A 25,894-nucleotide genomic window follows, 5' to 3' on the forward strand; every position below is an offset into this window, starting at 1 on the left:
TCGTTCGTTGCACATCACACCAATTACTCGAAGGTTCGAGTAATTAGCCAGCGAGTTGACCAACGAATGGGTTCGCGAAAGTGAAGAACAGAGCGATACCAACACCGATCATGGTTACGGCGTCGAGCAGACCGGCAACGATGAACATTTTAACTTGCAGCATTGGAACCATTTCTGGCTGACGCGCTGCGCCTTCCAGGAACTTGCCGCCCAACAGGCCGAAACCAATTGCGGTACCCAGTGCGCCCAGGCCGATCAACAGTGCAACAGCGATAGCGGTTAGACCAACTACAGTTTCCATCTTTCCTCCCGACTTTTACGTCGTATGGTTTAGGTTTTTTAGATTTTAAAGCGGTAAAACAAATCGTTTCATAGCCCTGTTCGGGCCCCCACCCGTTTGACCGGATGGGACATCAGACTAGTCGAGACTGGTCTTAATGGTTCTCTTCGTGTGCCATCGACAGGTAGACGATGGTCAGCATCATGAAGATAAACGCCTGCAGGGTGATGATCAGGATGTGGAACACAGCCCACGCCCACTGCAGAACTACGCCCAGGCCGCTAAGCCAGAGCAGACCGCTGCCGAACATCACAGCAATCAGAATGAAGACCAGTTCGCCGGCGTACATGTTGCCGAACAGACGCAGTGCCAACGAGATTGGCTTGGCGATCAGTGTCACGAACTCCAGCAGGAAGTTCACCGGAATCAGCAGGGCTTGAACGAAGATGTTCTTGCTGCCGAACGGGTGCAGGGTCAGTTCGCCGATAAAGCCGCCGATGCCCTTGACCTTGATGCTGTAGAAAATGATCAACGCGAACACCGACAGGGCCATGCCCAGGGTAGCGTTCGGGTCAGTGGTGGATACGGCACGGAATGGAATGTGCGCATCACCAGTGATCAGGATGGCCAACTGAGGAATCCAGTCGACCGGAATCAGGTCGACGGCGTTCATCAGGAAGACCCAGACGAAGATGGTCAGTGCCAACGGTGCAATCACCGGGCTACGGCCATGGAAGCTGTCTTTCACGCTGCCATCGACGAATTCGACCAATACTTCAACGAAGTTCTGCAAAGCACCAGGCTGACCGGAAGTCGCCTTCTTCGCCGCCATGCGGAAAAGAAGAACGAAGATCAGACCCAACGCGACCGACCAGCCGAGAGTATCGACGTGGAAAGCCCAGAAGCCCATTTCTTTGGCTTCTGCTGCGGTGTGGGCAAAACCCCACCCGCCAGTTGGGTGCTGACCGAAGGTCAGGTTCTGCAAGTGGTGCTGGATATAGCCCGAAGCGGTTGTTTCTGCCATGGTTGCCTCAAACGCCCTAAGGTCTCGAAAGTCTTGTTCTCATCAGCAGGGGCGCGAACCAGCTGACCAGTTGGGTCAACACGAAGACGCCGAATACAGCTAGCGGCGCCAATGGCTTCACACCTGCGAACGTCAATGCAAAAAGCACTGCCGTCAAAATCAGTTTGCCCGCCTCACCGGCATAAAAAGACCGGACGATGGCTTGGGCTGCTCGGGCGCCGGAAAACCGAAATGCCCTGTGAGCGAAATAAACATTGGGCAGCAAAGCTATCAGGCCTCCGCAGAGTCCTGAGTACCCGGCAACGACTCCGTGCCATTGCCAGAGCGCCAAAGCGGCGATCAGCAAAACGACAAACTGAGCCATTAACACCGGAAAAACTGCCAGGCGATGGAACGGCAAGCGGTTTGGCGTGCGGCTTTCCATCACAATTACTCCCCAATGGTCGGCTGCCAGAATTCAATAACTTGGCATAATTTGTGCCGACAAAATGCGCGCAGAGTATAGGGGCGGTTCTGCCCCTATTCAACCGTCAGGTAGTGATTTCCGACTGCACGCTACATGAGGAAATGTTTCAACGAATGTGCGCGAGCACACCTTGAAGCTCATCGAGGGAGTTGTAACCAATAACCAACTGCCCTTTCCCCTTCTTTCCGTGGCGGATCTGCACCGCAGAGCCTAGGCGTTCAGCCAGGCGCTGCTCGAGTCGGGCGATATCAGGGTCCTGTTTAACCGGTTCAGCAGGCTCCTGTTTGCCACTCAACCACTGGCGAACCAGTGCCTCGGTTTGGCGCACCGTCAGCCCTCGTGCGACAACATGTCGCGCCCCTTCAACCTGTTGATTCTCCGGTAAACCGAGCAAAGCACGCGCATGACCCATTTCCAGGTCGCCGTGCGACAGCATGGTTTTGATAACTTCCGGCAACGCGATCAAGCGTAGCAGGTTGGCCACGGTCACGCGGGATTTGCCCACAGCTTCGGCGACTTGCTGCTGAGTCAGCTGGAATTCCTGCTGCAAACGCTGCAAGGCCACGGCTTCTTCGATGGGATTGAGGTCTTCGCGCTGGATGTTCTCGATCAGCGCCATGGCGATCGCGGTTTCATCCGGCACATCGCGAACCATCGCCGGGATGGTTTCCTGGCCAGCCTGCTGGCTGGCGCGCCAGCGGCGTTCACCGGCGATGATTTCAAAGCGACCGCTGCCAATCGGACGCACCACAATCGGCTGCATCACTCCCTGGGCCTTGATCGACTGCGCCAGTTCTTCCAGCGCCTGAGGATCCATGTCCCGTCGCGGCTGGTACTTGCCGCGCTGGATCAGGTCCAGGGGCAGGTGCTGCAGCTCACGCTGATCGGCCTGGACCGCTTGTTCTTCCAGCGAGCTGACAGTCGGACCACTCAGCAGTGCATCCAGTCCACGTCCGAGACCTCGTTTCTTGACGGCCATGGGGATTCCTTAAGTTGCCTGAGCGGCGGCGGTGCGTGAGTTTTTGCGTTGACGACGAACAAGCTCGCCGGCCAATGCCAGATAGGCGATAGCGCCACGCGATGCTTTGTCGTAGGCCAGCGCCGGCATGCCATAGCTAGGTGCTTCGGCCAGACGGATGTTGCGCGGGATGACGGTGTCGTACAGCTGCTCGCCGAAGTGCTCCTTGAGCTGCGCCGATACATCGTTCATCAGGCTCAGGCGCGGGTCATACATGGTCCGCAACAGGCCTTCGACTTTCAGATTCGGGTTGAGCAATTCAGCGATGCGCTTGATGTTATCCACAAGGTCGCTCAAACCTTCGAGCGCGAAGTACTCGCACTGCATGGGGATAATTACCCCGTCAGCTGCAACCAACGCGTTCAGCGTCAGCATCGACAACGACGGCGGGCAGTCGATCAAAATGTAATCGTAGTTTTCACGGATCGGCGCCAACGCACTGCGCAGGCGACTTTCCTTCATCTGCATTTCCAGCAGAACCACTTCGGCTGCAGTCAGGTCACGGTTGGCCGGCAACAGCTGGTATCCGCCGTGCTCGGAGTAGTGCATGGCCTCAGCCAGGTCGCACTCGCCGATCAGCAGGTCGTAGACCGAGTTTTCCAGCCCGTGTTTATCCACACCGCTACCCATGGTGGCGTTGCCCTGTGGATCGAGATCGATCAACAGCACCCGGCGCTTGGTAGCGACCAGGGATGCTGCGAGGTTGATGCAGGTGGTGGTTTTACCCACACCACCTTTCTGGTTCGCTATCGCGAATACCTTAGCCATTCTTGCTTGTGTTCCCAATCATGCCGTGCGGCGCAGTATCAGCAGATGGCGTTGGCCTTGGCAACCAGGTACGGCCAGGGCGTGTTCGCTATCGAGGTGGAAGTCTGCCGGCAATGCTACCAGCTCATCAGCCGGATGAACGCCCTTCATTGCCAGCCAGCGTGTATCGGCATCGCCCAAGTGGCGAGTCCAGTTGCTGAAGTTTTCCATGCTGCTGAACGCCCGGGAGATGATCCCGTTGAATGGCTGGGCAGGCTGGAAAGCTTCGACACGACTGTGGATAACTTGCAGGTTATCCAGTTTGAGTTCGAGTTTGACCTGGGTCAGGAAGCGGGTTTTCTTGCCGTTGCTGTCCAAACAGGTCACTTGCGACTCTGGAAACAGGATGGCCAACGGAATACCCGGCATGCCGCCGCCGCTGCCAACGTCCAGCCAGCGACCATTCTCGACAAACGACATCACGCTCAAACTATCGAGCAGATGACGGGAGACCATTTCGTCCGGATCGCGCACGGCAGTCAGGTTGTAAGCCTTGTTCCATTTGATCAACAGGGCCAGGTAGCCCAGCAGCTGCGCATGCTGGGCTTCTGTCAGCGTGACACCGAGCTGGCGAGCGCCTGTGGATAACTCTTCGGCATGTTGCGAGGTGACCAACGAACTCAAGCGCTTTGCTCCAACTGACGGCCCGCGCCGCGTTTTTTCAAATGAATCATCAACAGCGAAATCGCTGCCGGCGTGACACCCGGGATACGTGACGCCTGGCCCAAAGTCTCTGGACGGGTCGCGCCGAGCTTGCTCTGGATCTCTTTGGAGAGACCGGAAATGTTTGTGTAATCGATATCCACAGGCAGTTTTGTATCTTCGCTGGCCCGCAGACGAGCGATTTCATCCTGCTGGCGATCGATGTAGCCGGCGTACTTGGTCTTGATTTCGACCTGCTCGGCGACTTGTGGATCTTCCGCGCCACCACCGGTCACGGCGATCAGACCAGCGTAGTCGATTTCCGGACGGCTCAGCAGGTTGAGCAAATTGTATTCGTGAGTCAGCGGCGTACCGAACTTCTCGGAAATCGCATCGCCCTGCTCAGTGCCCGGGCGGACCCAGGTACTTTTCAGGCGCTGTTCTTCAAGGTCGATGCTTTCGCGTTTCTTGCAGAAGGCCGCCCAACGCGCGTCATCCACCAGACCCAGCTCGCGACCTTTTTCGGTCAGACGCAGGTCGGCGTTGTCTTCGCGCAGGATCAGGCGGTACTCGGCACGGGACGTGAACATCCGGTACGGCTCTTGAGTACCGAGAGTAATCAGGTCGTCGACCAACACCCCGATGTACGCCTCGTCGCGACGCGGGCACCAGGCATCTTTGCCCTGCGCACGCAGAGCCGCGTTGGCGCCAGCCAGCAAACCCTGGGCGCCGGCTTCTTCGTAACCAGTGGTGCCGTTGATTTGCCCGGCGAAAAACAGACCGCCGATGACTTTGGTTTCGAGGCTGTACTTCAGGTCACGCGGGTCGAAGTAGTCGTACTCGATGGCATAGCCAGGACGAACAATGTGCGCGTTTTCCATGCCGCGGATCGATTGCACGATCTGCAGTTGCACGTCGAACGGCAAGGATGTGGATATCCCGTTCGGGTACAGCTCGTGCGTAGTCAAACCTTCCGGCTCGATGAAGACCTGGTGGCTTTCCTTGTCGGCAAAGCGGTGGATCTTGTCTTCGATCGACGGGCAATACCGCGGGCCAATGCCTTCGATAAGCCCTGCATCGGAATACATCGGAGAACGATCGAGGTTGGCGGCAATGATTTCGTGGGTGCGAGCGTTGGTGTGGGTAATCCAGCAGCTCACCTGTTTCGGATGTTGCTCTTTGGAACCCATGAACGACATCACCGGGATCGGTGTATCGCCTGCTTGCTCGGTCATCACCGAGAAATCCACAGAACGACCGTCGATCCGCGGTGGCGTACCGGTTTTCAGGCGACCGACTCGCAGCGGCAATTCACGCAGACGATGAGCCAGGGCGATCGATGGCGGATCGCCGGCACGGCCACCGGAGTAATTCTGCAAGCCGATGTGGATAAGTCCACCGAGGAAGGTGCCAGTGGTCAACACCACGGAATCGGCGAAGAAACGCAGACCCATCTGGGTGACAACACCGCGCACTTGTTCCTGCTCGACGATCAGGTCATCAGCAGCTTGTTGAAATATCCACAGGTTCGGCTGGTTTTCCAAAGCTTCGCGGACAGCGGCCTTGTACAGAACCCGGTCTGCCTGAGCGCGAGTCGCTCGTACGGCCGGGCCTTTGCGGCTGTTCAACACGCGAAATTGAATACCACCTTTGTCGGTAGCCATGGCCATCGCGCCGCCGAGGGCATCGATTTCTTTCACCAGATGGCTTTTACCGATCCCACCGATAGCGGGGTTGCAACTCATGGCACCGAGGGTTTCCACGTTATGCGTCAACAACAGGGTTTTTGCACCCATACGTGCTGAGGCCAGTGCTGCCTCGGTACCGGCATGACCGCCGCCGATGACGATCACTTCAAAACGGGAAGGGAAATCCACCACGCACCTCGTGCCTGCTTCAGTTAGGTAATCAGGAATAGTTTGAGCTCAGGTTTCTAGACCTGGTCGACAAGTATAGGGACTTCGCCCTTCCTAAAGAACCCTTTGCACAAAATTTAACCAGCTGTGGAGAAGTCGGGGTTATAGAAATTAAAAAGAGAGAAATTTATTAAATCTTTGTTTTTATGTTTATTTCTACTGAGCCACATTTCTGTGGATAGATCGCTACAATCCTTTATATTCAATATGTACAGCGATTCAAAACCCTGTGGTCATGTGCCAAGGAGGCCCTTGGATAACCGGTTTAAGCCTGTGGATGAAAGGGGTGGTTATCCACAGGGGCGGTTATCTTCAGTTTTCACGCCCTGTTATCAACTGCCCTTAGTGGCACTTACTCACAGGGCTTAATCCACAGATAAATGCTGATCGAGCAAATTCCGGACACGGAAAATCCGCTCAAGCAGAAAGAATCTGCTCGGCACTGGAGGAAATTTAAGGCAAGGGAGGGAACAGACAGGCGCGAACGGCCTGTCTGTGAATATTGGAAGGACTATTTACCGATGCAGAAGCTGGAAAAAATACGTCCCAGCAGATCATCCGAGCTGAATGCGCCGGTGATCTCACCCAAAGAGTGCTGAGCCTGGCGCAAATCTTCCGCCAGCAGCTCACCAGCACCCGCCAGAGTCAACTGCGCACGGCCATGCTCAAGGGATGCGCTGGCGTGTCGCAACGCATCAAGGTGACGCCTGCGTGCACTGAAGCTGCTTTCCGAAGTCTGCTCGTAACCCATGCAGGCCTTGAGATGTTCGCGTAGCAATTCCAGCCCCATACCGCCAGATTTGGCACTAAGGCTGATGGTGACGTGGCCATCGTCACTGACTTCCAGGGCAATCGCTTCTCCCGTCAGGTCAGCCTTATTACGGATCAGCGTAACTTTGGTCGGATCCGGGCGGATTTCAAGGAACTCCGGCCATAACGCAAACGGATCAAGTGCCTCAGGAGCGGTCGCATCGACCACCAGCAACACCCGATCTGCTTCGCCGATGGCTTTCAACGCCCGCTCGACGCCGATTTTTTCCACCTGGTCATCGGTATCCCGCAGACCGGCGGTGTCGACCACGTGCAACGGCATGCCATCGATGTGGATATGTTCGCGAAGAATATCCCGGGTGGTGCCGGCAATCTCGGTCACGATCGCGGCTTCTCGACCGGCCAAGGCATTCAGCAGGCTGGACTTGCCGGCATTGGGCCGGCCGGCAATGACCACGGTCATCCCGTCGCGAAGCAAAGCACCTTGCCCGGCTTCACGAAGCACTGTGGATAATTCATCGCGCACTTTGTCGAGCTTGGCCAGTACGTGGCCGTCGGCCAGGAAGTCGATTTCTTCCTCCGGGAAATCGATCGCAGCCTCGACGTAGATGCGCAGGCCGATTAACTGCTCGGTGAGGTTATGCACACGCAGGGAGAATGCGCCTTGCAACGAACGCAGTGCATTTCGCGCAGCCTGTGCAGAACTGGCCTCGATCAGGTCGGCGATGGCTTCCGCCTGGGCCAGGTCGAGCTTGTCGTTGAGGAAGGCGCGTTCACTGAATTCTCCTGGCCGAGCCAGACGACAGCCCAGTTCCAGACAACGTTTGAGCAGCATATCGAGAACAATCGGCCCGCCGTGCCCCTGCAGTTCAAGCACATCTTCGCCGGTGAAGGAGTTCGGTCCGGGGAAATACAGCGCGATGCCTTCGTCCAGCACCTCTTCGTTTTCGTTGAGAAACGGGCCGTAGTGGGCAAATCGAGGTTTCAATTCCCGACCGCTGATCGCCCTGGCAGCAATGCTCGCCAACGGCCCGGAAATACGGACGATGCCCACACCACCGCGACCTTGAGCGGTGGCGACAGCTGCGATGGTTTCCCGAGGAACGCTCATAAACCAGTACCCAGACAAAAGTGACAGATAGCAAAACGCCCCACTAGGGGGCGTTTTGAGTGGTTATCCACAGTGTAAATCAGGCAGCTGCTTTGGTAGCTGCTTCGACTTTACGAGTGATGTACCACTGTTGGGCGATGGACAGGCAGTTGTTCACAACCCAGTACAGCACCAGACCAGCCGGGAACCACAGGAAGAAGAAGGTGAAGATGATTGGCATCAGCTTCATGACCTTCGCCTGCATCGGATCCGGAGGAGTCGGGTTCAACTGCTGCTGGATAAACATGGTTGCACCCATGATGATCGGCAGAATGAAGAACGGATCCTTGATCGACAGGTCAGTAATCCACAGCATGAACGGCGCTTGGCGCATTTCAACGCTTTCCAGCAGAACCCAGTACAGCGAAAGGAAAACCGGCATCTGCACGAGGATTGGCAAGCAACCACCCAGCGGATTGATCTTCTCTTTCTTGTACAGCTCCATCATGGCTTGCGACATTTTCTGCCGATCATCGCCATGTTGCTCTTTCAGCGCAGCCAGTTTCGGTGCCACTGCACGCATGCGCGCCATGGATTTGTAGCTGGCAGCCGACAGCGGGAAGAAAATCCCCTTGATCAGCATGGTCAGGAAGATGATCGACCAGCCCCAGTTACCGATCAGCGCGTGGATGTGTTGCAGCAGCCAGAAGATAGGCTGGGCAATGAACCACAGAATGCCGTAATCGACGGTCAATTCCAGACCTGGGGACAACTCTTTCAGCACAGCCTGGCTTTTTGGACCGGCGTACAGAACAGCGCTGACTTCGGCTTTTGCACCTGGTGCAACGGTCACTGCCGGAGCGGTGTAGCCGATGATGTAGTTGCCTTTGCTGTCTTTACGGGTCTGGACGAGGTTGTTTTCGCCCTTCGCCGGAATCCACGCGGTCACGAAGTAGTGTTGCAACCAGGCAACCCAACCACCGTTAACGGTTTCTTTCAGCTGAGCCTTGTCCATGTCCTTCATCGACACTTTCTTGTACGGCTCGTTACTTGTCCACAGGGCGGCGCCCAGGTAAGTCGCGGTGCCGGTGGCAGTGCTGGAAGAAGGATCGGAGCTGGCGTCACGCTTCAGCTGGGCGAACATCGCACCCGACCAAGGCTTGGCGCTTTCGTTGTCGATCAGGTAGGAAACGGTTACGTCATACAAGCCACGTTTTACGGTGAAACGCTTGATGTAGTTGACGCCGTCCTTGCTGAACTTGAGGTCCACGACCATTTGGTCCTGACCGTCAGCCAGTTGGTAGATCTTCTTCTCGGAGGAGTAAACCGGGCGACCGGCTGGACTTGCGTCCGGACCGTCGGTGCCGATCAGACCGCTCTGGGCCAGATAAGTCCGCTCGTTGCCGTTATCGAACAACTGGAATGGAATTTCCGGATGGTCCTGGCGACGTGGATACAGCGGCAACGTCAGTTGGGCAACATCACCACCTTGTGGATCGATAGCCAGGTTGAGCACATCCGTTTTGATCTGGATGAGGTCTTTGCTTACAGCCACTGGTGTTTCAGTAGGTGCAGTTGCACTGGTATCACTTGGTGCGCGTGGAATGTCGTCACTGACAGAAGCATTATTGCCAGTCGCCGTGTCCGGTAGGCCCGGTGCGGTAGTACTGGAAGCAACATTCTGAGTCGGCAGGGCAGCCTGGCCATAGTCCTGGTTCCATTTAAGAACCATAACGTAGGACACGATTGCCAGGGCGACGATCAGGATCGTGCGTTTGATATCCATGATTACTCGGCCATCGAAGAAGAACGGGAGGTAGGGATAGGTGGAACCGGGTCATAACCACCGGGATTCCACGGATGACAGCGACCTAAACGACGAAAGGTCAGCCAGCCACCGCGCAGAAGGCCATGATTTTCTATGGCTTCATACGCGTAGCAGGAACAACTGGGGTAGAAACGACAGTGACTGGCCATCAGAGGACTAATGGCATAGCGATAAAACTGGATCGGAACGAGTGCCAGTTTACGCATCGGGACTGTCTACCCCTACAGTTTCGGTTTTGACTGCTGGTACCGGCTTGCTACGTGCCAGACGCTTCCAGAGCTTGCCGAAATGCTGAATCAATTCGGGGTTTTCTACGTCACCCAAACCTTTGCGCGCGACGATAACGATGTCCCAACCGACCAGTGAATCCTGGTTCAGGCGAAACGATTCGCGCATCAGACGTTTGAGGCGATTGCGCTCGACGGAGAGCTTTACGCTCTTTTTCCCGATAACCAACCCGAGACGGGGGTGATCAAGATCGTTGTTGCGCGCAAGGAGCAGGAGATTTTTCCCCGGAACCTTGCCGGTAGGGGAGTCAAAGACTGCCTTGAAATGCCGGGGAGTAAGCAGACGCTTTTCCCGACTGAAGTCCTGACTCACCTCCAGTGCCGGATTATCAAACTGCCAGACGCGCACGACCTTTGGCGCGACGACGCGACAGGACGGCACGACCGTTCTTGGTAGCCATGCGAGCACGGAAACCGTGGGTACGAGCGCGTTTGATAGTGCTTGGTTGGAAAGTACGTTTCATTGTCGTGTTACCTGGTTCGTCCACAACGGGCCGGAATGGCCCCCGTTTTAAGAGACCGGGGATTCTAGAGAAAGCAAGCCTCTAGGTCAATTTCCAACCAGCGTTTCCTTATAAATAGATCTCCTGGCCTTTTCTCGTCCGCACGCCTTCGCTAGATATAGAAATAAAGAAGGAAGTTATTTAAAGCTTTTTTGTAAAGCTTATAAAAGCTAAGGAGGCGATCATCTGTGGATAACTACCTTCAGACCTTCTATCCCGTGCTGTACAGAGAATGACAACTACGGTGGAAAACAGGGGGCAGCCTGTGCTGCACTGTCGGATAAGCTGTGGGTGGAATGGCCAGTTATCCACAGGCGGGTTATCCACCGAGTTTCACCCCCACTTGTCCAGTGCCCTCATGGGCGGTTATCCACAGAGCTTATGCACATACCATTGGTCGCCTTTTTGGCGGTTAACGCGTTGATAATTCATGGCCTGTGCGCAACCTGCATGTGGATAAGTGGGCGTCTGGCCGCTACAATGGCCGCTTGTTTTTGCCTCACCGGCTTTCAACTTAGGGGATATCCGTGTCAGTGGAACTTTGGCAGCAGTGCGTGGAGCTTTTGCGCGATGAGCTGCCTGCCCAACAATTCAACACTTGGATCCGTCCACTACAGGTCGAAGCCGAAGGCGACGAGTTGCGTGTCTACGCACCGAATCGTTTTGTTCTCGACTGGGTCAACGAAAAGTACCTGGGCCGCGTCCTTGAACTGCTGGATGAGCATGGCAATGGCATCGCGCCCGCGCTCTCCTTATTAATAGGCAGCAAACGCAGTTCGACACCGCGTGCGGCACCAAATGCACCGTTGGCCGCCGCTGCTTCCCAGGCTCAGGCCGCTCAAGCGCCTGTCAGTGCTCCAGCGCCAGCCCCGGCGACCGCACCGACCAAGCGTGCGACGCAAAAAGTGGCGGAGGTCAGTGAAGAGCCGTCTCGCGACAGCTTCGACCCGATGGCCGGCGCCAGCTCGCAACAGGCTCCTATTCGGTCCGAGCAGCGCACGGTGCAAGTCGAAGGCGCGCTCAAGCACACCAGTTACCTGAACCGCACGTTCACCTTCGAAAACTTCGTCGAGGGTAAGTCCAACCAGCTGGCCCGGGCTGCGGCCTGGCAGGTCGCGGATAACCCCAAGCACGGTTACAACCCGCTCTTCCTTTATGGCGGCGTCGGCTTGGGTAAGACTCACTTGATGCATGCTGTGGGTAACCATCTATTAAAGAAGAACCCGAATGCCAAGGTCGTGTACCTGCACTCGGAGCGATTCGTCGCCGACATGGTCAAGGCCCTGCAGCTGAACGCGATCAACGAGTTCAAACGCTTCTACCGTTCGGTGGATGCGCTGCTGATCGATGACATTCAGTTCTTCGCTCGCAAAGAGCGGTCCCAGGAAGAGTTTTTCCACACCTTCAACGCCCTGCTTGAAGGTGGTCAGCAGGTCATTCTTACCAGTGACCGCTATCCGAAAGAAATCGAAGGCCTTGAAGAGCGCCTTAAATCCCGCTTCGGCTGGGGCCTGACGGTTGCCGTCGAGCCGCCGGAGCTGGAAACCCGCGTCGCGATCCTGATGAAAAAGGCTGACCAGGCCAAAGTCGATCTGCCACACGATGCGGCGTTCTTTATTGCCCAGCGTATCCGCTCCAACGTCCGTGAGCTGGAAGGCGCGCTTAAACGCGTGATTGCACACTCGCACTTCATGGGCCGCGACATCACCATCGAGTTGATTCGCGAATCCCTGAAAGACCTGTTGGCGCTGCAAGACAAACTGGTCTCTGTGGATAACATTCAGCGCACGGTCGCCGAGTACTACAAGATCAAGATTTCCGATCTGCTGTCCAAGCGTCGTTCTCGCTCGGTCGCACGTCCGCGTCAGGTTGCAATGGCGTTGTCCAAAGAGTTGACTAACCACAGCCTGCCCGAAATCGGCGATGTGTTTGGTGGCCGCGACCATACGACCGTTTTGCACGCCTGCCGCAAGATCAACGAACTTAAGGAATCCGACGCGGACATCCGCGAGGACTACAAGAACCTGCTGCGTACACTGACTACTTGATGAACACCAGCGCAGCTTATTAAGGCAAGGGACTAGACCATGCATTTCACCATTCAACGCGAAGCCCTGTTGAAACCCCTGCAACTGGTCGCAGGCGTCGTCGAGCGCCGACAGACCTTGCCGGTGCTCTCCAACGTGCTGCTGGTTGTCGAAGGCCAGCAACTGTCGCTGACCGGTACCGACCTGGAAGTCGAGCTGGTCGGTCGTGTGCAACTCGAAGAGCCTGCGGACCCGGGTTCCATCACTGTGCCTGCGCGCAAGCTGATGGACATCTGCAAGAGCTTGCCGAACGATGCGCTGATCGACATTAAGGTCGATGAGCAGAAGCTCGTCGTGAAGGCCGGTCGTAGCCGCTTCACCCTGTCGACCCTGCCGGCCAACGATTTCCCTACGGTCGAAGAAGGCCCTGGCTCGCTGACTTGCAGCCTGGAGCAGAGCAAGCTGCGTCGTTTGATCGAACGCACCAGCTTCGCCATGGCCCAGCAGGACGTGCGTTATTACCTGAACGGCATGCTGCTGGAAGTGTCCGAAGGCATCATCCGCGCCGTGGCCACCGACGGTCACCGTCTGGCGATGTGCTCGATGAAGGCCGATATCGGTCAGCCGGATCGCCATCAGGTCATCGTGCCGCGCAAAGGTATCCTCGAACTCGCGCGCTTGCTGACCGAGCCGGACGGCATCGTCAGCATCGTGCTGGGTCAACACCACATCCGCGCGACCACCGGCGAGTTCACCTTCACTTCGAAACTGGTCGACGGTAAATTCCCTGATTACGAGCGCGTTCTGCCAAAAGGCGGCGACAAGCTGGTACTCGGTGATCGCCAAGCCCTGCGTGAAGCATTCAGCCGCACTGCGATCCTGTCCAACGAGAAGTACCGCGGTATCCGACTGCAATTGGCCAACGGCCAGCTGAAAATTCAGGCGAACAACCCGGAGCAGGAAGAAGCTGAAGAAGAAGTCGGTGTCGAGTACAACGGCGGCAATCTGGAAATCGGCTTCAACGTGAGCTACCTGCTCGACGTGCTGGGCGTGATGACCACCGAGCAGGTTCGCCTGATCCTGTCCGACTCGAACAGCAGTGCGCTGGTGCAAGAGTCCGACAACGATGACTCGGCCTACGTTGTCATGCCGATGCGTCTGTAATCATGCTCAGCAGAAGCTAGATGTCTTTAAGTCGCGTCTCGGTCACCGCGGTGCGTAATCTGCACCCGGTGACCTTCTCCCCCTCCCCCCGAATCAATATTCTTTACGGCGCCAACGGCAGCGGCAAAACCAGTGTTCTGGAAGCCATTCACCTGCTGGGGCTTGCCCGTTCGTTTCGTAGCACCCGATTGTTGCCCGTCATTCAGTACGAGCAATTGGCATGCACGGTATTTGGGCAGGTTGAATTGGCCGAGGGTGGCCATAGCGCGTTGGGGATATCTCGAGACAGGCAGGGCGAGTTTCAGATTCGCATCGACGGCCAGAACGCTCGCAGTGCGGCGCAACTGGCGGAGATCCTGCCGCTTCAGTTGATTAACCCGGACAGCTTCCGCTTGCTGGAAGGCGCACCGAAGATTCGTCGGCAGTTTCTCGACTGGGGTGTGTTCCACGTGGAACCGCGATTCATGTCCACCTGGCAGCGCTTGCAGAAGGCCCTGCGCCAGAGAAACTCTTGGCTGCGGCATGGTACACTTGACGCCGTTTCGCAAGCGGTTTGGGACAGGGAACTGTGCCAGGCCAGCGCTGAAATAGATGAATACCGCCGCGCTTACATCAAAGCCTTGAAACCAGTCTTTGAACAGACCTTGAGCGAACTGGTTGAGCTCGAGGGTTTGACGCTCAGCTATTACCGCGGTTGGGACAAGGACCGGGAGTTGAGTGCTGTGCTCGCCGGGTCCCTTCAGCGGGATCAGCAAATGGGTCATACCCAAGCCGGACCACAACGTGCTGATTTGCGCCTTAGGTTGGGTGCACATAACGCCGCGGACATCTTGTCCCGTGGTCAGCAGAAGTTGGTGGTCTGTGCATTGCGGATTGCCCAAGGGCACCTGGTAAGCCAGGCCCGACGCGGCCAGTGTATTTATCTGGTGGATGACCTGCCGTCCGAACTGGACGAGCACCACCGTCGCGCGCTTTGCCGCTTGCTGGAAGACTTACGCTGCCAGGTGTTTATCACCTGTGTAGATCACGAATTATTGAGGGACGGCTGGCAGACGGAAACGCCAGTCGCTCTGTTCCACGTGGAACAGGGCCGTATCACCCAGACCCACGACCATCGGGAGTGAAGGCATTGAGCGAAGAAAATACGAATACCTACGACTCAACGAGCATTAAGGTGCTGAAAGGCCTGGATGCCGTCCGTAAACGTCCTGGTATGTACATTGGTGACACCGACGATGGCAGCGGTCTGCACCACATGGTCTTCGAGGTAGTCGACAACTCCATCGATGAAGCGCTCGCTGGCCACTGTGACGACATCAGCATCATTATCCACCCGGATGAATCCATCACCGTTCGCGACAACGGTCGTGGCATCCCGGTAGACGTGCACAAAGAAGAAGGCGTTTCGGCAGCCGAGGTCATCATGACCGTGCTGCACGCCGGCGGGAAGTTCGACGACAACTCCTACAAAGTATCCGGCGGTCTGCACGGTGTAGGTGTTTCGGTGGTCAACGCCCTGTCCGAAGAGCTGGTCCTGACCGTTCGCCGCAGCGGCAAGATCTGGGAACAGACGTACATTCACGGCGTTCCGAAAGAGCCGATGAAAATTGTTGGTGAGAGCGAAACCACCGGCACCCAGATCCACTTCAAACCGTCCGATCTGACCTTCAAGAATATCCACTTCAGCTGGGACATCCTGGCCAAGCGGATTCGCGAACTGTCCTTCCTCAACTCCGGTGTCGGTATCGTCCTCAAGGATGAGCGCAGCGGCAAGGAAGAGCTGTTCAAGTATGAAGGTGGCCTGCGTGCGTTCGTTGAATACCTGAACACCAACAAGACTCCGGTCAACCAGGTGTTCCACTTCAACATCCAGCGCGAAGACGGCATCGGCGTGGAAATCGCCCTGCAGTGGAACGACAGCTTCAACGAGAACCTGTTGTGCTTCACCAACAACATTCCACAGCGCGATGGCGGTACTCACTTGGTGGGTTTCCGCTCCGCACTGACGCGTAACTTGAACACCTACATCGAAGCGGAAGGCCTGGCGAAGAAGCACAAGGTCGCGACCACCGGTGACGATGCCCGTGAAGGCCTGACCGCAATCATTTCGGTGAAAGTCCCGGATCCGAAGTTCAGCTCTCAGACCAAAGACAAGCTGGTGTCTTCCGAAGTGAAGACCGCGGTCGAACAGGAAATGGGCAAGTACTTCTCCGACTTCCTGCTGGAAAACCCGAACGAGGCCAAACTGGTCGTCGGCAAGATGATCGACGCGGCTCGCGCTCGTGAAGCGGCGCGTAAAGCCCGCGAGATGACCCGTCGCAAAGGCGCGCTGGATATCGCCGGCCTGCCGGGCAAACTGGCTGACTGCCAGGAAAAAGACCCTGCCCTGTCAGAACTGTACCTCGTGGAAGGTGACTCTGCTGGCGGCTCCGCCAAGCAGGGTCGCAACCGCCGGACCCAGGCCATCCTGCCGTTGAAAGGCAAGATCCTGAACGTCGAGAAGGCGCGCTTCGACAAGATGATATCTTCGCAAGAAGTGGGCACCTTGATCACCGCGCTGGGCTGCGGCATCGGCCGCGACGAGTACAACATCGCCAAGCTGCGTTACCACAACATCATCATCATGACCGATGCTGACGTCGACGGTTCGCACATCCGTACCCTGCTGCTGACCTTCTTCTTCCGTCAGTTGCCGGAACTGATCGAGCGCGGCTACATCTATATCGCTCAGCCGCCGCTGTACAAGGTCAAGAAAGGCAAGCAAGAGCAATACATCAAAGACGACGACGCCATGGAAGAGTACATGACGCAGTCGGCCCTGGAAGACGCGAGCCTGCACCTGAACGAGGATGCTCCGGGTATTTCCGGACCTGCCCTTGAGCGTCTGGTGAACGACTTCCGTCTGGTAATGAAGACTCTCAAGCGTCTGTCGCGACTGTACCCACAGGAACTGACCGAGCACTTCATCTATCTGCCGGCTGTCAGTCTGGAGCAATTGTCTGATCACGCAGCGATGCAGAATTGGATGGCCCAGTACGAAGTCCGTCTGCGCACTGTCGAGAAGTCTGGCCTGGTCTACAAAGCCAGCCTGCGTGAAGACCGTGAACGTAACGTCTGGCTGCCAGAGGTCGAACTGATCTCCCACGGCCTGTCGAACTACGTCACCTTCAACCGCGACTTCTTCGGCAGCAACGATTACAAAACCGTTGTATCCCTGGGCGCTCAACTGAGCACCTTGCTGGACGACGGTGCGTACATCCAGCGTGGCGAGCGCAAAAAGCCGGTCACCGAGTTCAAGGAAGCCCTTGAATGGCTGATGGCTGAAAGCACCAAGCGTCACACCATCCAGCGATACAAAGGTCTGGGCGAAATGAACCCGGATCAGCTGTGGGAAACCACCATGGACCCAAGCCAGCGCCGGATGCTCAAAGTGACCATCGAAGACGCCATTGGCGCAGACCAGATCTTCAACACCCTGATGGGTGATGCGGTCGAACCTCGTCGTGACTTCATCGAAAGCAACGCCTTGGCGGTGTCTAACCTGGATTTCTAATCCGGCAGCTGACTGCTAATTGAAAAAGGCCAACGCTCAGCGTTGGCCTTTTTTTATACCTTCAAAGATGATCGCAGAGCCAAACACATCGCAAATCGCAGGCATAAAAAACCGGCTATATCAGCCGGTTTTTTTGCGCCCGAAAAAAACTTATGCACCATTTCCGGAGTTTTATGAGTTTAAGAAATATATATATAAATCATAAAGATACGATCACAAAACGTTAATTTTCGGTAAAACGGTACACAGGTTATCCACAGAATCTCAGACAGCCACTTGATCGTTGGCCGAGGGGGCAGCTGGGGCGGCTGGCAGCGAACCCATTTCCCGCTGCATCTGTTCGTTCCAGCTCTGCACACGGTCATTCAGATCGGCAATGGCGCGCGGCCCACTGCCCACGGCGTACATCGGCTCGCCAATGATCACGGTGATGACGCCCTGCTTCTTCGCCCAACCGGTTTTCGGCCAGAACTTGCCGGCATTGTGCGCAATCGGCAGGACTGGAAGTGCGGCATTGACCGCCAATGCGGTGCCACCGCGTGAGAACTTGCCGATGGTGCCATAAGGAACGCGAGTCCCTTCGGGGAAGATCAGCACCCAGACGCCATCCTTCAGCAATTCATGTCCCTTCTTCGCCACATGCTTGAGCGCAGCTTTCGGATTGTCGCGGTCGATAGCGATCGGTCGCAACATGGCCATGGCCCAGCCGAAGAATGGCACGAACAGCAATGAGCGCTTGAGCACTTGGCTCAATGGCTCGAAGTAGGCAGAGAGAAAGAAGGTCTCCCAGGTGCTCTGGTGGTTCGACTGAATCACGCAGGGCTGGTCAGGCACGTTCTCGGCGCCCCTTACTTCGTAGCTGATGCCCAGAAAGACTTTGCTCAGCCACAAGGCGCAACGGCACCAGTACACATTGATGAAGCGATACCGCGCCTTGAACGGCAGAAACGGCGCGATTAAAAAGCTCAGGCTGCACCAAAGCAAGGAGCTGGTGCCCAGCAGCAGGTAAAAGAGGAAGGTTCTGATGGCCTGCAGTATCGACATGGCGACATTTACCGTTGCGGGCACTGCCCGCCTATTCAAGCGCACTCCCGATCAATCCTTGGTCAGGAACAATCGAAGCACTCTAATTGTGGATAAGTTCTGCGGCAATCGCCGCAAGATCGTCAAAAATCAAGGTGCCCACCGGCAGGGTCTTGCCCAGAGTCTTTTCGCCTTTCCCGGTCTTTACCAAAACTGGCTGAGAGTCGACGGCTTTGGCGGCTTCCAGGTCACCAAGGGTATCGCCGACGAACCATAGATGAGTCAGCGATACGTTGTAATGAGCGGCGATGGTTTTCAACATCCCGGGTTTTGGCTTGCGGCAATCGCAGCCGTCGTCCGGCCCGTGCGGGCAGTAGACAATCAGCCCGACCTCGCCGCCCTGCTCCGCCACCAACGAGCGCAAGCGCTCGTGCATAGCGTCCAGGGTTGCGATGTCGTAATAGCCGCGAGCGATGCCCGACTGGTTGGTAGCCACCGCCACCGTCCAGCCGGCCTTGCTCAACTGCGCGATGGCTTCGATCGAACCGGGGAGCGGAATCCACTCCTCCACCGACTTGATGTAAGCGTCGGAGTCGTAATTGATCACCCCGTCCCGATCGAGAATCAGCAGTTTCAACAGCAGTCCCTCAGCCCAGCATCGAAATGTCGGCAACGCCGAGGAACAGTCCACGCAGACGCGCCAGCAATGCGTAACGGTTGGCGCGGACCTTGGCGTCTTCAGCGTTGACCATCACGGCCTCGAAGAACGCATCCACCGGCTCGCGCAAGGCAGCCAGACGGGCCAGCGATTCGCTGTACTGACGGGCAGCGGCCATCGGCTGTACAGCCTGGTCAGCCTGCTGGATCGCCGAGTACAGGGAGAACTCGTTGGCATTGTCGAAGTACTTGGCTTCCACGACCGAAGGAATGGAGCCTTCGACCTTGCTCAGCAAGTTCGAAACGCGTTTGTTCACTGCGGCCAGGGCTGCGGCTTCCGGCAATTTGCGGAACGCTTCCACGGCTTGTACGCGCTGATCGAAGTCCAGGGCAGAACCCGGTTTCAGGGCACGGACCGACAGGTAAGTCCCGACATCCACGCCTTCGTCTTCGTAACGGGCACGCAGACGGTCGAAGATGAACTCCAGCACCGAATCGTTCAGGCCGGCAGCCTTGACCTTGGTACCGAACGCATTCACGGCGAATGCCACGGCGTCGTTCAGGTCGAGGTCGAGCTTCTTGTCGATCAGGATGCGCAACACGCCGAGTGCAGCACGACGCAGGGCATACGGGTCTTTGCTGCCGGTTGGCAGCATGCCGATGCCGAAGATACCCACCAGGGTATCGAGCTTGTCGGCGATGGCCACGGCCGCACCGGTCAGGGTGGTCGGCAGTTCAGCACCGGCACCGCGCGGCATGTACTGCTCATTCAGGGCCAGTGCGACTTCTTCCGGCTCGCCATCGTTGAGGGCGTAGTAGTAACCGGCGACGCCTTGCATCTCCGGGAACTCACCGACCATCTCGGTCGCCAGGTCGCACTTGGACAGCAGGCCGGCACGGGAAGCCCAGGCTGCGTTGCCGCCAATGCGTTGCGCGATGAACGCGGCCAGTTTGGAAACGCGCTCGGCCTTGTCGTAGACGCTGCCGAGTTTTTCCTGGAACACCACGTTCTGCAGGCGCAAGTTGAAGTCTTCGAGTTTCTGCTTCTTGTCTTGCTTGAAGAAGAACTCGGCGTCGGTCAGGCGTGGACGAACCACTTTCTCGTTACCGGCGATGATCTGCTGCGGGTCTTTGCTTTCGATGTTGGCCACGGTGATGAAACGTGGCAGCAGCTTGCCGTCGGCATCCAGCAGGCAGAAGTACTTCTGGTTGTCCTGCATGGTGGTGATCAGGGCTTCTTGTGGCACGTCGAGGAAACGTTCCTCGAACGAGCACACCAGCGGCACCGGCCATTCGACCAGCGCGGTCACTTCGTCGAGCAAGGCTGGAGGAACGATGGCAGTACCTTCCTGCATCGTCGCCAGCTCTTCGGTGCGTTTGCTGATCAGCTCGCGACGCTCGTTGGCATCGGCCAGTACGTAGGCGGCACGCAGGTCGCTCAGGTAATTGGCCGGCGAAGTGATACGCACGCTTTCCGGGTGATGGAAGCGGTGACCACGGGAATCACGACCGGACTTCTGGGCGAGGATCGTGCAATCGATGACCTGGTCACCGAGCAGCATCACCAGCCATTGGGTCGGACGAACGAATTCTTCCTTGCGAGCACCCCAGCGCATGCGCTTGGGGATCGGCAGGTCGTTCAGCGAATCTTCAACGATGGTCGGCAGCAGGCTCGCAGTCGGCTTGCCGGCGATGCTTTGGCTGTAACGCAGTTTCGGGCCGCTTTGATCGATTTCGCTCAGGTCGACGCCGCATTTCTTGGCGAAGCCCAGTGCTGCTTGAGTCGGGTTGCCTTCGGCATCGAACGCGGCCTGACGTGGCGGGCCGTCGAGGTTGATGCTGCGATCCGGCTGCTGAGTCGCCAGCGAGGTGATCAGCACAGCCAGACGACGTGGTGCGGCGTAGACGGTTTTGGTCTCGTAGTTCAGGCCCGCGGCTTGCAAGCCCTTGTCGATACCGGCCAGGAACGCGTCGGCCAGGGTGTTCAGGGCTTTGGGTGGCAGTTCTTCGGTGCCCAGTTCAACCAGAAAATCTTGAGCACTCATTGTGCAGCCTCCAGCTTGGCCAGTACTTCGTCACGCAGGTCCGGGGTCGCCATCGGGAAGCCCAGCTTGGCGCGAGCCAGCAGGTAGGCTTGCGCAACGGAACGCGCCAGGGTGCGCACACGCAGGATGTATTGCTGACGCGCGGTCACCGAGATCGCCCGGCGCGCATCCAGCAGGTTGAAGGTATGGGAGGCCTTCAACACCATTTCGTAGCTCGGCAATGGCAGCGGCTGGTCGAGTTCGATCAGGCGCTTGGCTTCGCTTTCGTAGAAGTCGAACAGTTCGAACAGCTTCTCGACGTTGGCGTGTTCGAAGTTGTAGGTCGACTGCTCGACTTCGTTCTGGTGGAACACGTCGCCGTAAGTCACTTTACCGAACGGACCGTCAGCCCAGACCAGGTCGTAGACCGAGTCCACGCCTTGCAGGTACATGGCCAGACGTTCCAGACCGTAAGTGATCTCGCCGGTCACCGGGTAGCACTCGATGCCGCCCGCTTGCTGGAAGTAAGTGAATTGCGTCACTTCCATGCCGTTGAGCCAGACTTCCCAGCCCAGACCCCAGGCGCCCAGTGTCGGCGATTCCCAGTTGTCTTCGACGAAGCGGATGTCGTGGACCAACGGGTCCAGGCCGACGTGCTTGAGGGAGCCCAGGTACAGTTCCTGGAAGTTGTCCGGGTTCGGCTTCAGGACTACCTGGAACTGGTAGTAGTGCTGCAGACGATTCGGGTTTTCGCCGTAGCGGCCGTCAGTCGGGCGACGACTGGGCTGCACATAAGCGGCGTTCCAGGTTTCCGGGCCAATGGCGCGCAGGAATGTAGCGGTGTGGAAAGTGCCGGCGCCTACTTCCATATCGTAGGGCTGAAGTACCACACAACCTTGCTCGGCCCAGTATTGCTGGAGGGCGAGGATCAAGTCTTGGAAGGTACGCACGGCTGGCGTAGGCTGGCTCACGAAATTCACCTGTTTCTTGGGCTGCGATTTAAAGAGCGGGAGTATACCCGATTCGGTCCTGCGCACGCCCCCTGGAGCCTTATGCCACGCTGCTTTTGGTGTTCCGAAGATCCGCTGTACATGGCTTATCACGATCAGGAGTGGGGCACGCCGCTACGCGATGCGCAGGGTTTGTTCGAGTTGCTTTTGCTCGAAGGGTTCCAGGCCGGCCTTTCCTGGATCACCGTGCTGCGAAAACGTGAGCGATATCGCGAGGTATTGTTCGGCTTCGACGTACAACGGGTGGCGCAGATGAGCGACGCGGAAATCGATGAATTGATGCTCGATCCGGGCATTATTCGCAATCGCCTCAAACTCAACGCCGCCCGACGCAACGCCCAGGCCTGGCTGGCGCTGGAGGACCCGGTAACGTTTCTCTGGTCCTTCGTCGGCGGCACGCCTGTGATCAATCATTTCAAGGATCGCACCGAAGTGCCGGCGGTCACGCCGACGGCGGTGGAGATGAGCAAAGGCTTGAAAAAGGCCGGCTTCACGTTCGTCGGTCCGACCATTTGCTACGCACTGATGCAGGCCTCGGGCATGGTCATGGACCACACGCAAGACTGCGACCGCTACGCTCAGCTTGCCAACGGCGGTTAGAATAGCCGCCTCGCGCACCGCACAAGATCAGGAGTGACCTGTGGATAAGTTTAAAGGCGCCTTGCTGGTAGGCGCTCTGCGGCTGTTTGCACTGCTCCCGTGGCGGGCAGTGCAAGCCGTGGGCTCGGCCATTGGCTGGGTCATGTGGAAAACCCCCAACCGTTCCCGCGATGTGGTGCGGATCAACCTCGCCAAGTGTTTCCCCGAAATGGACCCGGCTGAACGCGAGCGTTTGGTGGGCCAGAGCCTGAAAGACATCGGCAAGTCACTGACCGAAAGCGCCTGCGCCTGGATCTGGCCGGCCCAGCGTTCCATCGACCTGGTGCGTGAAGTCGAAGGGCTCGATGTGTTGAAGGACGCCCTCGCCTCCGGCAAGGGCGTGGTCGGCATCACCAGCCACCTGGGTAATTGGGAAGTGTTGAACCACTTCTATTGCAACCAGTGCAAACCGATCATTTTCTACCGACCGCCGAAACTGAAAGCGGTGGATGATCTGCTGCGCAAACAGCGGGTGCAATTGGGTAACCGCGTGGCCGCTTCCACCAAGGAAGGCATCCTCAGCGTCATCAAGGAAGTGCGCAAAGGTGGTGCAGTGGGTATTCCCGCTGACCCGGAACCAGCCGAATCCGCTGGGATATTCGTACCTTTTTTCGCCACCCAGGCGCTGACCAGCAAGTTCGTACCGAACATGCTCGCCGGCGGTAAAGCGGTCGGCGTGTTCTTGCATGCCCTGCGCCTGCCGGACGGTTCAGGTTACAAAGTGATCCTGGAAGCCGCGCCCGAAGCCATGTACAGCACCGATACCGAAACGTCGTGCGCAGCCATGAGCCAGGTGGTCGAGCGGTATGTGCGGGCCTATCCGAGCCAGTACATGTGGAGCATGAAGCGCTTCAAGAAGCGGCCACCCGGTGAAGAGCGTTGGTATTGAGTTGATTGGCATGATCTGTGGATAACTTGTAGGAGCAAGGCTTGCCCGCGAAAGCGATATAGCATCCAGCATCAATGTTGAATGTAATGACCTCTTCGCGGGCAAGCCTCGCTCCCACAGGGGGCAGGTTATCCACAACGGTTCATACAAGGGCGCAAAAGATGTCCGAGCACCGCAAATCGTTTCGCATCAAGATCACTCACGAAAGCTTCGGCGAATGCCTCGGTCAGACACGTAACCTGTCGGCCACGGGTGTCTACGTCAAGCATCCCGGCTTGTCGTCGTTGCCTAAAGGCGCGGTGGTTTTTGGACAGGTGCAGGGCTTGCCCACCGGTGCGCCACGCGTGCGCATGGAAGTGGTGCTGGTCGACGCCGATGGCATCGGCCTGCGTTACCTCTGATCAGTGCGCCTGACGCTCAAGCTTTTTCAGAAACACCGTCATCTCCTTCTCTGCCTGCTTGTCGCCATGCGCACGGGCGGCTTCCAGGCCCTGCTCCCACGCCTGACGTGCAGCTGGAAAGTTGGCCAGTGCCAGATGGGCCTTGCCTAACAACTTCCAGGCCGCCGAATATTTCGGATCGAACTCGACGCAACGCTGAAAATGCTCGGCGGCCTTGGCGTTTTCCCCAAGATCCAGATAACCCTTGCCCAGGCCGAAGCGCAGCAATGAGTTATCCACACCCTTGGCGAGCATTTTTTCCAGGGATTCGAGCATGGGGGGTTCCTTGTTGAGGTGTGTCAGGAGTTGATCTGTTTTAGTGAGGCCGCCTTCGCGAGCAGGCTCGCTCCCATAATTGATCTTCAGTGAACACGAATTTGGTGTGCGGCGAAAACCCCACTGTGGGAGCGAGCCTGCTCGCGAAGAGGCCCGCGCAGACACCAAAAATGCTTGATCAGAAGAAGCTGAGCCCCACATGGAACAGCTTCTCCACATCCCGAATATGTTTTTTATCCACAAGGAACAAAATCACATGGTCGCCCGCCGCGATCACCGTGTTGTCATGCGCAATGATCACTTCCTCATCACGAATGATCGCGCCAATCGTCGTCCCCGGCGGCAAACCGATGTTCTCGATCGCCTTGCCAATCACCTTGCTCGACTTTTCATCACCATGGGCAATCGCCTCGATGGCCTCCGCCGCGCCGCGGCGCAATGAGTGCACGCTGACGATATCGCCGCGTCGCACGTGGGCCAGCAGCGTGCCGATGGTTGCCAGTTGCGGGCTGATGGCGATGTCGATATCGCCGCCCTGGATCAAGTCCACGTAAGCCGGATTGTTGATGATCGTCATCACCTTCTTCGCACCGAGGCGCTTGGCCAGCAGCGAGGACATGATGTTGGCTTCGTCATCGTTGGTCAGGGCCAGGAAGATGTCTGCGTCGGCAATGTTCTCTTCCATCAGCAAGTCGCGGTCGGAAGCACTGCCCTGCAACACCACGGTGCTGTCGAGGGTGTCCGAGAGATGGCGGCAGCGGGCCGGGTTCATCTCGATGATCTTCACTTGGTAGCGGCTTTCGATCGCCTCGGCCAGGCGTTCACCGATCTGCCCGCCACCGGCAATGACGATGCGCTTGTAGGTTTCATCCAGACGGCGCATTTCACTCATCACCGCGCGGATATTTGCCTTGGCGGCAATGAAAAACACTTCGTCATCCGCCTCGATCACCGTATCGCCCTGGGGCAGGATCGGCCGATCGCGGCGGAAAATCGCTGCAACCCGGGTTTCAACATTGGGCATGTGTTCCCGCAACTGGCGCAGTTGCTGGCCCACCAACGGTCCGCCGTAGTAGGCCTTCACCGCCACCAGTTGCGCTTTGCCTTCGGCGAAGTCGATCACCTGCAACGCGCCCGGATGCTGGATCAGGCGCTTGATGTAATTGGTGACAACCTGTTCCGGGCTGATCAGCACGTCCACCGGAATCGCTTCGTTATCGAACAGCTCGGAGCGCGTCAGGTACGCGGCTTCGCGGACCCGGGCGATCTTGGTCGGGGTATGGAACAGGGTGTGGGCGACCTGACAGGCCACCATGTTGGTTTCGTCGCTGTTGGTTACTGCCACCAGCATGTCGGCATCGTCCGCGCCGGCCTGACGCAGCACCGTCGGCAACGAGCCGCGGCCCTGCACGGTACGGATGTCCAGCCGATCGCCGAGGTCGCGCAGGCGTTCGCCGTCGGTGTCGACCACGGTAATGTCGTTGGCCTCGCTGGCCAGATGTTCTGCCAGCGAACCGCCGACCTGGCCTGCGCCGAGGATGATGATTTTCATCCAGTCAC

At 57.4% G+C, this 25,894-nt stretch carries 25 protein-coding genes; 7 read left to right on the top strand and 18 right to left on the bottom strand.

Going from position 1 to position 25,894, the window contains the following annotated elements; translation table 11 throughout:
• Window positions 1-43: 43 nt before the first annotated feature.
• From atpE to rpmH, 12 genes are all read right to left on the bottom strand, one after another.
• The gene (gene atpE / locus FBY01_RS06280; RefSeq protein ID WP_002555987.1) at window positions 44-301 is read right to left on the bottom strand and encodes a F0F1 ATP synthase subunit C; all 258 of its coding nucleotides are present in this window, start codon (window positions 299-301) and stop codon (window positions 44-46) included.
• Between the two features lie 133 nt (window positions 302-434).
• Window positions 435-1,304 (bottom strand): F0F1 ATP synthase subunit A, encoded by an 870-nt coding sequence (atpB, locus tag FBY01_RS06285; protein WP_010465471.1) that lies wholly within the window; start codon window positions 1,302-1,304, stop codon window positions 435-437.
• A 16-nt stretch (window positions 1,305-1,320) separates the two neighbouring features.
• Window positions 1,321-1,728 carry a F0F1 ATP synthase subunit I gene (locus FBY01_RS06290; RefSeq protein ID WP_010465473.1) on the bottom strand — a complete coding sequence of 136 codons (408 nt, stop codon included), beginning with the start codon at window positions 1,726-1,728 and terminating at the stop codon, window positions 1,321-1,323.
• A gap of 148 nt (window positions 1,729-1,876) precedes the next feature.
• Window positions 1,877-2,749 (bottom strand): ParB/RepB/Spo0J family partition protein, encoded by an 873-nt coding sequence (locus tag FBY01_RS06295; protein WP_077748853.1) that lies wholly within the window; start codon window positions 2,747-2,749, stop codon window positions 1,877-1,879.
• Between the two features lie 9 nt (window positions 2,750-2,758).
• Window positions 2,759-3,556 (bottom strand): ParA family protein, encoded by a 798-nt coding sequence (locus FBY01_RS06300; protein WP_010465477.1) that lies wholly within the window; start codon window positions 3,554-3,556, stop codon window positions 2,759-2,761.
• An 18-nt stretch (window positions 3,557-3,574) separates the two neighbouring features.
• Window positions 3,575-4,219, bottom strand: coding sequence for a 16S rRNA (guanine(527)-N(7))-methyltransferase RsmG (gene rsmG / locus FBY01_RS06305; RefSeq protein WP_102594524.1), 645 nt, complete (start codon window positions 4,217-4,219; stop codon window positions 3,575-3,577).
• A complete protein-coding gene (gene mnmG, locus FBY01_RS06310; RefSeq protein WP_077748851.1) occupies window positions 4,216-6,114 on the bottom strand; it encodes a tRNA uridine-5-carboxymethylaminomethyl(34) synthesis enzyme MnmG in 1,899 nt (632 codons plus the stop codon). The genes rsmG and mnmG overlap by 4 nt, the downstream gene beginning before the upstream one ends.
• 550 nt (window positions 6,115-6,664) lie before the next feature.
• The gene (gene mnmE, locus FBY01_RS06320) at window positions 6,665-8,035 is read right to left on the bottom strand and encodes a tRNA uridine-5-carboxymethylaminomethyl(34) synthesis GTPase MnmE (RefSeq protein WP_145306434.1); all 1,371 of its coding nucleotides are present in this window, start codon (window positions 8,033-8,035) and stop codon (window positions 6,665-6,667) included.
• A 79-nt stretch (window positions 8,036-8,114) separates the two neighbouring features.
• Window positions 8,115-9,800 (bottom strand): membrane protein insertase YidC, encoded by a 1,686-nt coding sequence (gene yidC / locus FBY01_RS06325; protein ID WP_042932461.1) that lies wholly within the window; start codon window positions 9,798-9,800, stop codon window positions 8,115-8,117.
• 2 nt (window positions 9,801-9,802) lie between these two features.
• Window positions 9,803-10,048, bottom strand: coding sequence for a membrane protein insertion efficiency factor YidD (gene yidD, locus FBY01_RS06330; protein WP_010465488.1), 246 nt, complete (start codon window positions 10,046-10,048; stop codon window positions 9,803-9,805).
• On the bottom strand, window positions 10,041-10,442 hold the full coding sequence (gene rnpA / locus FBY01_RS06335; RefSeq protein WP_010465490.1) for a ribonuclease P protein component: 402 nt from the start codon (window positions 10,440-10,442) through the stop codon (window positions 10,041-10,043). The genes yidD and rnpA overlap by 8 nt, the downstream gene beginning before the upstream one ends.
• 16 nt (window positions 10,443-10,458) lie before the next feature.
• Window positions 10,459-10,593 (bottom strand): 50S ribosomal protein L34, encoded by a 135-nt coding sequence (gene rpmH, locus FBY01_RS06340; RefSeq protein WP_003213577.1) that lies wholly within the window; start codon window positions 10,591-10,593, stop codon window positions 10,459-10,461.
• A gap of 566 nt (window positions 10,594-11,159) precedes the next feature.
• On the opposite strand from rpmH, the gene dnaA reads away from it, so the two are divergent.
• Genes dnaA through gyrB form a run of 4 tightly spaced genes read left to right on the top strand, consistent with a single transcriptional unit; the run spans window position 11,160 to window position 17,376 of the window.
• On the top strand, window positions 11,160-12,680 hold the full coding sequence (dnaA, locus tag FBY01_RS06345; RefSeq protein WP_145306432.1) for a chromosomal replication initiator protein DnaA: 1,521 nt from the start codon (window positions 11,160-11,162) through the stop codon (window positions 12,678-12,680).
• A 39-nt stretch (window positions 12,681-12,719) separates the two neighbouring features.
• Window positions 12,720-13,823, top strand: a complete 1,104-nt coding sequence (gene dnaN, locus FBY01_RS06350; protein ID WP_008155702.1) for a DNA polymerase III subunit beta — start codon at window positions 12,720-12,722, stop codon at window positions 13,821-13,823.
• A 20-nt stretch (window positions 13,824-13,843) separates the two neighbouring features.
• Window positions 13,844-14,947, top strand: coding sequence for a DNA replication/repair protein RecF (gene recF / locus FBY01_RS06355; RefSeq protein WP_010465495.1), 1,104 nt, complete (start codon window positions 13,844-13,846; stop codon window positions 14,945-14,947).
• A gap of 5 nt (window positions 14,948-14,952) precedes the next feature.
• Window positions 14,953-17,376 (top strand): DNA topoisomerase (ATP-hydrolyzing) subunit B, encoded by a 2,424-nt coding sequence (gene gyrB, locus FBY01_RS06360; protein WP_010465497.1) that lies wholly within the window; start codon window positions 14,953-14,955, stop codon window positions 17,374-17,376.
• Window positions 17,377-17,640: 264 nt separating this feature from the next.
• On the opposite strand, the gene FBY01_RS06365 is transcribed toward gyrB, so the two are convergent.
• The 4 genes from FBY01_RS06365 to glyQ all read right to left on the bottom strand — a co-directional run bounded on the left by FBY01_RS06365 (window position 17,641) and on the right by glyQ (window position 22,051).
• Entirely contained in the window at window positions 17,641-18,420 is a 780-nt protein-coding gene (locus FBY01_RS06365; RefSeq protein WP_010465499.1) for a 1-acyl-sn-glycerol-3-phosphate acyltransferase, read from the bottom strand.
• Between the two features lie 82 nt (window positions 18,421-18,502).
• The gene (gmhB, locus tag FBY01_RS06370; RefSeq protein WP_167362290.1) at window positions 18,503-19,042 is read right to left on the bottom strand and encodes a D-glycero-beta-D-manno-heptose 1,7-bisphosphate 7-phosphatase; all 540 of its coding nucleotides are present in this window, start codon (window positions 19,040-19,042) and stop codon (window positions 18,503-18,505) included.
• A 4-nt stretch (window positions 19,043-19,046) separates the two neighbouring features.
• Window positions 19,047-21,101 carry a glycine--tRNA ligase subunit beta gene (glyS, locus tag FBY01_RS06375; RefSeq protein ID WP_010465502.1) on the bottom strand — a complete coding sequence of 685 codons (2,055 nt, stop codon included), beginning with the start codon at window positions 21,099-21,101 and terminating at the stop codon, window positions 19,047-19,049.
• Window positions 21,098-22,051, bottom strand: a complete 954-nt coding sequence (glyQ, locus tag FBY01_RS06380) for a glycine--tRNA ligase subunit alpha (RefSeq protein WP_003213601.1) — start codon at window positions 22,049-22,051, stop codon at window positions 21,098-21,100. Before glyQ ends, glyS begins: the two co-directional genes overlap by 4 nt.
• 81 nt (window positions 22,052-22,132) lie before the next feature.
• Between glyQ and tag the strand changes: the two genes are divergently transcribed.
• From tag to FBY01_RS06395, 3 genes are all read left to right on the top strand, one after another.
• Window positions 22,133-22,690, top strand: coding sequence for a DNA-3-methyladenine glycosylase I (gene tag, locus FBY01_RS06385; protein ID WP_010465505.1), 558 nt, complete (start codon window positions 22,133-22,135; stop codon window positions 22,688-22,690).
• 40 nt (window positions 22,691-22,730) lie between these two features.
• Entirely contained in the window at window positions 22,731-23,618 is an 888-nt protein-coding gene (locus tag FBY01_RS06390; protein ID WP_010465508.1) for a lysophospholipid acyltransferase, read from the top strand.
• Window positions 23,619-23,779: 161 nt separating this feature from the next.
• Complete coding sequence (locus FBY01_RS06395) at window positions 23,780-24,019, top strand: PilZ domain-containing protein (RefSeq protein WP_010465510.1); 240 nt, start codon at window positions 23,780-23,782, stop codon at window positions 24,017-24,019.
• On the opposite strand, the gene FBY01_RS06400 is transcribed toward FBY01_RS06395, so the two are convergent.
• Both FBY01_RS06400 and trkA read right to left on the bottom strand, forming a co-directional pair.
• Window positions 24,020-24,334 (bottom strand): tetratricopeptide repeat protein, encoded by a 315-nt coding sequence (locus FBY01_RS06400; protein ID WP_145306430.1) that lies wholly within the window; start codon window positions 24,332-24,334, stop codon window positions 24,020-24,022.
• A gap of 178 nt (window positions 24,335-24,512) precedes the next feature.
• The gene (gene trkA, locus FBY01_RS06405; RefSeq protein ID WP_028620343.1) at window positions 24,513-25,886 is read right to left on the bottom strand and encodes a Trk system potassium transporter TrkA; all 1,374 of its coding nucleotides are present in this window, start codon (window positions 25,884-25,886) and stop codon (window positions 24,513-24,515) included.
• Window positions 25,887-25,894: the final 8 nt, after the last annotated feature.

Origin of the sequence: Pseudomonas sp. SJZ077 (assembly GCF_007993905.1) — a bacterium.
Classification (GTDB): domain Bacteria; phylum Pseudomonadota; class Gammaproteobacteria; order Pseudomonadales; family Pseudomonadaceae; genus Aquipseudomonas; species Aquipseudomonas mandelii.